The 5,275-nt window shown below is 57.5% G+C and carries 4 protein-coding genes; 1 reads left to right on the top strand and 3 read right to left on the bottom strand.

Translation table 11 applies throughout. The features are described from left to right. Window positions 1–299: 299 nt before the first annotated feature. Window positions 300–1,073, top strand: a complete 774-nt coding sequence (locus RYC17_RS21885) for a helix-turn-helix transcriptional regulator (protein ID WP_219171621.1) — start codon at window positions 300–302, stop codon at window positions 1,071–1,073. Between the two features lie 81 nt (window positions 1,074–1,154). Here RYC17_RS21885 and RYC17_RS21880 read toward each other — a convergent pair whose 3' ends face one another. The 3 genes from RYC17_RS21880 to rpiB form a co-directional block, all read right to left on the bottom strand. Beyond that, complete coding sequence (locus RYC17_RS21880) at window positions 1,155–3,530, bottom strand: membrane-bound PQQ-dependent dehydrogenase, glucose/quinate/shikimate family (protein WP_316904450.1); 2,376 nt, start codon at window positions 3,528–3,530, stop codon at window positions 1,155–1,157. A 72-nt stretch (window positions 3,531–3,602) separates the two neighbouring features. Further along, a complete protein-coding gene (locus tag RYC17_RS21875; RefSeq protein ID WP_004662175.1) occupies window positions 3,603–4,583 on the bottom strand; it encodes a sugar-binding transcriptional regulator in 981 nt (326 codons plus the stop codon). Between the two features lie 67 nt (window positions 4,584–4,650). Then, entirely contained in the window at window positions 4,651–5,112 is a 462-nt protein-coding gene (gene rpiB, locus RYC17_RS21870) for a ribose 5-phosphate isomerase B (protein WP_024671533.1), read from the bottom strand. Between the last annotated feature and the right edge of the window lie 163 nt (window positions 5,113–5,275).

Below are 5,275 nucleotides of genomic sequence, written 5' to 3'. Positions count from 1 at the left end.
GGCTCAAGGTCCTTCTTGACAGGTAGGCCGCGGATTAAGCACTGCCGACCTGCCTATGTATGGCCCCTTAAACCCGGACAGACCCCGGAGACTGGCTTATAGCCACTCTTCATCGCTTATACATGTTTGGCAGGTTGAAAATCTGTCCCCGTTTTCCGTTACAGACGCACGACAAAAGCTTTGGCTGAATACCAAAGACCCAGTCCAGTCATCAGGCTTGTCAGTTATTGCAATCAGTAGTTACCGCGCGGCAGTCGACCAAGGTCCTTTTTGCGCGGTCGGAATCAGGAAAGCTCAAGATGAACACGGCGCAACATTTCGAATACAGCGACGATCCACGCTTCTATCTGCAATTGGCTCAACTGGTTTCCAGTACCGGTGCCGCCACATTTTCCGAGCAGATGTTGCAATTGGTGGATGCGCTGGTGCCTATTCACGGGCTTGACCTCAGTGAATGGACACTGGACGTGCGTCAGAGCAGTATCAGTCGCATCAATCTGCTCGGCAGCGCCGGCCTGCAGCACGATCCTCCGAGCCCCGAAACAACAGACCATCCTCTGCTATCAAGCATTCTGGACATGCAGGCACCGTTGCTGGTCCAGCTCAAAACCCCGCTTGACGCGCAACGCCCACAGCAAAACACTCACCAGTGCAATCTCGTTTCCAGCAGCGGTGACCGTCGACGGATCATCTGCGTTTATCGGTTGACTTCCCTGCGCGCGTTTTCCCTGACCGAGCTTTCATTACTCAAGAGTCTCTCCGACACACTGTTGCCGCTGGTCGAGCATCATGCGCAAATCCTTGCCCAGGCAGGCCATCGCAAGCCCCGTATCGAGCCCGAGCCCGGTTCTCTGGATCAAGCTTTCAGTGGCAGGCTGGCACAGGATTCAGTCACTCTGTCTGCACGCGAGCAGGAGGTGTGCCTGGGTTTGCTGACCGGTGGCACTGTGGCCGAAATGGCGCAGCGCCTGAAGGTGAAAAACAGCTCGGTGGAAACCTACCTCAAGCGCGCCACCGCCAAACTCGGCGTCAGCGGCCGGCACGGTCTGGCACGCTGGATGGCAGGCGGCTGATACTGCCTGACGCGATGCAGATGCATCATGCAAATGCTGAAAAGGGCCTGTTCCGGCCCTTTCCCCCGCCCTGACCCGATCTCAATCAAGCCGGAAGGCAATCACACTGTCACCCAGTGTCGTACCAAGGGATCCGTGGCCGCCAGCCGCAATGATCACGTACTGTTTGCCATCACTGCCGGTATAGGTCGAAGGTGTCGCTTGCCCTCCAGCCGGCAATTCATGCTCCCAGAGCACGTCTCCGTTATTCACATCGTAAGCGCGAAAGAAGTTATCCGCTGTCGCCCCATGGAATACCAGACCGCCTGCGGTAACCAGCGGACCACCATGGGCGACCATGCCCATCGGAAAACCGACTGGAAAACGCTCCTGCATGAAGCTGGTCTTGAGGTTTTTGGTGGTGCCAACCCGGCGTGTCCATTCGGTTTTTCCGGTGGCCAGATCGACCCCTGCCAGGGTTCCCCATGGTGGCGCAGTGCAGGGAATGCCAAGGCTGGAGGCGAACCTTGAGATGCGGATGGCGTAGTCACCGTTGAAGTTTTCGTTCCAGTACGGCTTGCCTTCCTGAGTGAACAAACGCTTTTGCGCGTCCTGATCGGGTCGCTTGATCAGGTTGTAGATGTAAGCAAGGCGTACCGGTGTTGCCATCAACAATTGGCGGTCAGGATCAACCGCCACCGAGCCCCAGTTGAACACACCGATGTTGCCGGGATAGATCAGCGAGCCCGCCTCCGTGGCAGGTGTCCAGGGATTGCCGTCATAACGAAGTAAGTTGTAGGTAATCCGGCAGGCCATCTGATCGAAAGGCGTAATGCCCCACATGGACTTCTCGGTCAACGCCGGGGGGATGAAGTTAAGCCTTGAGACCGGCTGGGTCGCCGCGAAACGCTCGCCCGCAACACCGCCTTCGGTGCGAACGCTGACCTGGTCAACAGGCACTATCGGCTCGCCGGTCAGGCGGTTGAGCACGAAGATATTCCCGACTTTGGTCGGCAACAACAACGCAGGCTGCCTGTTGCCGTCTTTTCCCACGGCAAGCAGTGAAGGCTGTGAAGGGTTGTCGCGATCCCACAGGTCATTGTTCGACGACTGAAACTTCCAGCGCAGCGCACCTGTTTTCAAGTCCAGCGCCACCAGTGCATCGCGAAACTTCTCGGTATTGCTGCCGGGGTCACGCCGGGTGCCGGTTTCGTCGGGCGAGGCATTGCCGAAGGGAACGTACACGAGACCGTTTTCAACATCGGCGCTCAGGGTTGCCCAGGCAACAGGTGTGTCTTGTGGGTAGTTCTGGTCGGCCGCTATTGGCTGGGTAATGTCCGGGTTTTGCGGATCGAAGTTCCACACCAACTGGCCAGTCATGACGTTATAGGCGCGGATGACGCCGGACGGGTTGCCGTCGTCGTAGCCGTTATCCATCACCGAACTGCCAATCACGATCAATTCGCCTGCAATCAGTGGCGCAGAGGTCTGCATCAGCGCGTGTGGACGAATCTCGCCCATATTGACGCTCAAGTCGATCACGCCACCATTGCCGAAATCGCCGCACAATTTACCGGTGTCTGCATCAAGCGCGACCAGCCTGGCATCTGCGGTGGCAGTAATGATGCGTTTTGCGCATTGAGCGGGCTGTGGCACCTGGCCAGTCGAGCTGGATGCAGCGGAATAATAGCTGACGCCCCGGCAGGTCTGATGCTGCTGCAGGTAAGAGCGTTTTTTCTCGGGCGTGTATTTCCAGGTCAGTGCCCCGGTCTGTGGGTTCAACGCGTGCACTTCATTATGCGGCGTACACACATACACCCGGTCGTTGATCTTCAGCGGCGTCGCTTCAAAGGTGTACTCGCCCGCATCCTTGCCTGCGTCACGCAGGTCGCCGGTGTGGTACTCCCAAGCGACCGACAGCTTGCCGACGTTCTTCGGGGTGATCTGATCAAGACTGGAAAAACGCTGACCGGCAGTGGTTCCGCCATACGCTGCCCAGTCCTTGCCTGCCGACTCGGCGCTACGGGTGGGCGTTGCATTACTGATCTGCCCTTGAAGCGGGTACGGGTCATGAAACATCAGCGCAACCACAATCACCAGCATCACCCCCAGCGTACTGCCAAGGAAGGGATGAAAACGACGCTTATCGAAGCTCGAGCCAGCCTGATAAAGCGGCCGCACCACCCAGGGCAGCGCCAGCCAGAGGCCGATCAGCGCAAACAGGTCACCGCGGGGGATCCATTGCCATTTGTCAAAGCCGACTTCGTAGATGATCCAGATCAGAATCCCCCACATAAGCAATGCGTACAGGGTCAGCGCCGACTTCTTTTTCAGAAAGATCAGGGTTGCCGTGGCCAGCAAGACCAGAGCAATGATCGAGTAGGCGGGAGAGCCCCCGGCAGCGACCAGTTGCGCCCCCATGAACAGCAGAATAAAACTCAGTATCGCGATCACGATACCTGTCACTTTCAGAATCATCGTCCTTGTCCTTTCTTGTTATGACCTTGCGCTGCAGAGGTTTTTCGACGCCACGCCATCCTGCGTGTCGGTTCAGTTTTTGCGCGTCGCGTCATCCAGCGCAAGGATGGTATGGGCGTTAGTGACAGTGGTCGCCAGGGTATTGATCACACCTGAGCGCAATGCACCCAGCGTGGCGGCGGCTTTGGTGTTTTCGCTGGCGATGGCCACTACATCCGGGATACGAAACAGCTCTTGCACGGTCAGGCCGATAACCCTGCCCTGAATGGCATTGACTGCCGGCTGGCCGTGAATATCGATGAAATCATAGCCCATCATGTCGCCCACGGTACCGGACAATCTGGCCTGGGCAATCTCCTGCGGGGAAAACCAGCCCATACGCACCATGTTGCTGTTTTCGCTCATGTCACCGATACCAATCAGCGCCATGTCTGCGCGGCGGGCACGGTCCAGTGTGGAGCGCACAGTGTCATTGCTGATCAGAATGCTGCGCAGCTCGGGGTTGGCCACCAGCGCCGGCGCGTACAGGCTTTCACTTTCGCCACCGAAACGCAGCGCCAGACGGCGGCAGATATGATCGGGGTTCATGTATTCGCCAGCCTTGAGCGAACCGCCAATGGCGCAGACAAATGTGCAGTTGCGCGTGACCGGCAAAAACACGTTATCCGCCACTGCGCCGACATTACGGCCCATGCCCACGGCAACGATCATTCCATCGCTCAGGGTTTTGTTCAGGTAGTTGGCAACCAGGCTGGCGACCGCCGAGCGTTGGGTGTCGGGGTCGCTGTGGTCGACTGCTATCAGCGCCCTGTCGAGCTGAAAGCGCTCTACCAGCGCCAGCTCCAGCTCGTTGTTCATTGCCGGGTGCTGCAGCACGCGCACTTCGACAATACCTTCATCGCGTGCGCGCTTGAGCAGCCGACTGACTTTTGCGCGCGACAGGTCAAAGCGTTTGGCGATGGCTTCCTGAGTGACGTTCTCAAGGTAATAGAGCATCGCGACTTCAGTCATCAGATCGATGTCGCTGGCCATGCGCTGGGTACTGTCACTCATGTGGACGAGCTTCCGTTTCGACGTCAAAGGCGCATTCTCTCTACTCCCGCCCTGTGCCGTCTACTCACTATTGGTGCCCGTCACGCTCTATCGCGTTAATACGCTCGACCTTGGCGCCGGAGCGAGCCGCCTCGAACTCCGACTCCAGAAACGATTTGACGATGCTTTTCGCCAGTTCCGCACCGATCACTCGTGCACCGACGGAAAGAATTTGCGCATCGTTGCTCTTGCGTGCCCGCTCTGCCGAGTAAGTGTCGTGAGCCTGAGCTGCACGAATGCCAAAGACCTTGTTGGCAGAGATGGCCATACCTATTCCGGTACCACAGACCAGCACGCCAAGACGCTGCTGGCCGGCATTGATCGCCGTGGCGACTGCCAGAGCAATGTCCGGATAGAGCACCGGGGCAGTGGAATGCGTGCCGAAGTCAGTCACCGGATAACCCAGTGACTCGATATGGCGCTTCAACAGTTCCTTGAGTTCATAACCCGCTTCATCACATCCGATAGCCACCGGGAAAGGTGTGTTCATGGCATCAGGCTCCGCTGCCGAGTTCTTATTGTCTGACCAAATGTTCAATCGGTGAAATTCCGATCAGTCGTTTCTCGGGCATTAGCGACGTACTGTCAAGCGGCTTTTTTGCATGAACACTGAGCAAAAGCTCTCATTTACGATAGGAGACGCCAAAAATCGA

The organism is Pseudomonas syringae group sp. J248-6 (genome assembly GCF_032586995.1).
GTDB classification, from domain to species: domain Bacteria; phylum Pseudomonadota; class Gammaproteobacteria; order Pseudomonadales; family Pseudomonadaceae; genus Aquipseudomonas; species Aquipseudomonas amygdali.
This window is presented reverse-complemented; position numbering and strand designations above follow the sequence as displayed.